Genomic DNA, 2,870 nt, shown 5'->3' on the forward strand with positions numbered 1-2,870 from the left:
CGTATAGCCTGAATCCCGACGTGCCCATGGCCGCATCAACGGAAAAGCAGGGGCTAAACCGTGGGGCCTGCTATTTCTGTGGGGCCAACGTCCCACAACCCGAACACCCTCCTGGCCGAAGGGCTTGCGATTCGGATCAAGCCGGTAGGCACCCGGCGAACAGCGGTGTAGCTGTCCAGGCACGGACCATGCGAACAGCGCGGACGGCAAAATGCCGCCTTCGAGGTGGCGGATCTACCGTTGCACTCAGCGGATGGTGCACCGGCTGCCCTCGGGGACCGACCAGACGAAAGAGTGGGCCAGTCGTGGCGACACCGAACACCCCGGCACGACATCCACTGACCATGTACCGGGACCTCAGCGCACGAGGCGGAGTCGGGTGGCGGCGAGTCCGACACTCAACCGCTGCCCCCAGGACAGGCGTAGTGCGTCGTGCTCGATGCCGTCGCCGAAGGCCACCAGTCCGTCGGACTCGACGTCGATGTGCAGGCTTTCGTCGGTGATCTCGCCTTCGGTGTGCGTGACCCCGGTGGTCGGTGAAGGCCATGCCTCCCTGACGAACCAGACGAGTCTGCGCTCGGTGGGTTCGGGCAGGGGCAGTGGGCTTTTCCGTTCGCGGTGCGTCGATGAGCACCAGCCGGTGGCGCCCGTGCCGCTGCCGACGAGGACGCCCGAGGATGCCTGGCGTTCGTTGTGGATGCGGTAGCGGCTGGTCTGGTGGCTCGGGTGGCCGATGTAGATCTCGTTGAGCGCGTGCAGTGTCTGTCCGTCGTCGGTTCTCGCCTCGACCATCGTGAGGTCGTCCGTGTCGCCGGTGCAGTGCAGGAGTTCTGCCGCGTCGGCGGGAGTGTGCGCGGCGAGCACACCCGGCTCCGGGCTGATGCCGATGACGGCCTGGCCGTCGAGATATTTGGCCACGTTGGCGACCAGCCCGTCCTGCCCGACGATCACGACGATGTCCTCGGGCGCGAACAGGAACCGCGACAGGTCCTCCCGCTCGACCATGCCGCGTCGCCATCCCAGCGGAATCGCACCACTGACCTCGGCCAACGCCGCGCGGGTCCGCCGGTCACGCTCGGCCACCTCGTCCAGCGATCTGTCGCGTGACCTCAGGAAGAACTCCACCTGCCCGCGCGTTCCGTGCCGTGCCAGCAGCTCGGACAGCTCGGTGCGCCGGTGCACCAGCACGATTCGCGGAGCCAGGTTCATCGGGTGAGCCGTTGCAGGATCGGCGCGATCATGTCCGGCGTCAGGGTGATGCTGCCGATCTCCGGCAGGTTGCCCGCGAGTTCCTTGGCGGCCAGCGCGTAGAGCGTTTCCTCGGGGATCTCCCGGTACGCGTCCAGACGCGCCTTCTCACCGGCGGCTTCGGCCTCGGCGAGCTTGCGGATGCCGTCGGCTTTGGCGTCGTCGGCGATCCTGCCGACCCTGGCCTGGTCCTCGGCCTTCCTGAGCGCGTTCGCGCCGCGCTGGACGACCAGGAGTTCCTCCCGCTTCGCCAGCTCGATCTGGCTCTGCAGTTCGTTCTCGCTGATCGCGCGCTCGCGTTCGACGGCGAGCGCGCGCCGCTCGAAGGTCGCCCTGTCCGCTTCCTGCTGGACCTTCTCGCGGATCGTGGTCTGGAGCGCCTTCTCCATCTCCGCGTCGGGGCGGATCGCGACGACGCGGATGTCGATGATCTCCAGCCCGATGTGGGCCGCGGTCAGCTTGCTCGTGATGGCTTCCTTGACCTTGTCGACGCCGGTGCGGATGGCGGTCTCGAGGTCGAGCGTGGCGAGAACCTCGAGGGCGTGTTGCTGGGTGTTCTCGGTGAGGGTGTTCGCGATCTGGCTCAGCGGGTCCTGGCGCCAGGTTCCCGTGTCGGGGTCGATCGAGAAGTCGATCCTGCTCGTCGCCGTCTCGGGATCGGTGCAGCGGTAGGTGACCGTGAGCTGGACGGTGACGTCCTGGTAGTCGCGGGTGCGGGCATGGAAGAGCATCGGAAGCTCGCGGTCGGCCACCGGAACCTCACTGAGGACCGCGGTGCTCGGACGGAACCAGAAGCTCAGTCCGGTGCCGTTGTGCAGGACCTTGCCCCTGCGGACATGCCTGACATGGACGGTCGGGGCTCCCCTGAGATGCCGCAGTCCGGGGTAGCCACTGATGTCTGCCATCGCCTTCTCCTTGGTTATGGTCGTATCGACTATAACAAACCCTCAGTCGACGGGCAGTAGCAAGTCAACGAAGACTCCACTCAGCGGCAAGCCCTGGGTTTTCGGGGTACCGGCCCCGCGAAAACTGTGGAACGCTACCGCTTCACGCGGTTCCCGGACGAGCGCCGGGGCCGACCACACCGAGGCGAAGGACCATCGAACCCATGCGAATCGCAGGACTGACCGCCCTCGCGGCGGGCGCACTCGTTCTCCCGGCCATCCTGGCTCCCGCGGCATCGGCAGAGGTGGAGGACATCACCATCTCCGCCTGGGGTAACAGCGAAATGCCCGTCGCCTGCGACTATGTGGGCGCCAACTGCAGCATCATGGCCCGGATGTTCGGCTCCGACTTCGCACTACCCGCCACCGTGACGATCAACGGCCGCGAGCTCAGTTCGCCCGAGCGCCTGGACTACCCCGACCGGGAGCGCAGCGCGGTCCGCGGCACCTGGCGCCCGCCGGCCAAGGGTACCTACACGATCGTGGCCACCCAAGGCTCTTCCACCAAGACCCTTGTCGTCGAGATCACCGGAGACGCCCAGCTCGGCAGCGGCTCGGCGGGACTGCTGCCCAGCGGTTCCAGCTAACTATCGAGTCCGGCCCTGGCCGATACCTCGCGTAGCCGCGGGGGCAACCGCGGGGATAGCCGAAAAGGTAAGGCCCGGTCTCAGACCGGGC

At 67.1% G+C, this 2,870-nt stretch carries 3 protein-coding genes; 1 reads left to right on the forward strand and 2 read right to left on the reverse strand.

The genetic code is table 11. From position 1 onward, the window contains the following. Positions 1–357: 357 nt before the first annotated feature. Together ACFWF2_RS33495 and ACFWF2_RS33500 are read right to left on the reverse strand one after the other, a co-directional pair. Complete coding sequence (locus tag ACFWF2_RS33495) at positions 358–1,209, reverse strand: hypothetical protein (protein WP_379311489.1); 852 nt, start codon at positions 1,207–1,209, stop codon at positions 358–360. Beyond that, positions 1,206–2,153: an SPFH domain-containing protein gene (locus tag ACFWF2_RS33500; RefSeq protein WP_379311490.1), complete on the reverse strand. Its 948-nt coding sequence runs from the start codon at positions 2,151–2,153 to the stop codon at positions 1,206–1,208. The genes ACFWF2_RS33495 and ACFWF2_RS33500 overlap by 4 nt, the downstream gene beginning before the upstream one ends. A gap of 203 nt (positions 2,154–2,356) precedes the next feature. Between ACFWF2_RS33500 and ACFWF2_RS33505 the strand changes: the two genes are divergently transcribed. Then, positions 2,357–2,779: a hypothetical protein gene (locus ACFWF2_RS33505; RefSeq protein WP_379311491.1), complete on the forward strand. Its 423-nt coding sequence runs from the start codon at positions 2,357–2,359 to the stop codon at positions 2,777–2,779. Positions 2,780–2,870 lie beyond the last annotated feature (91 nt).

The sequence above is a fragment of the Nocardia sp. NPDC060259 genome, from assembly GCF_042728775.1.
GTDB lineage: Bacteria > Actinomycetota > Actinomycetes > Mycobacteriales > Mycobacteriaceae > Nocardia.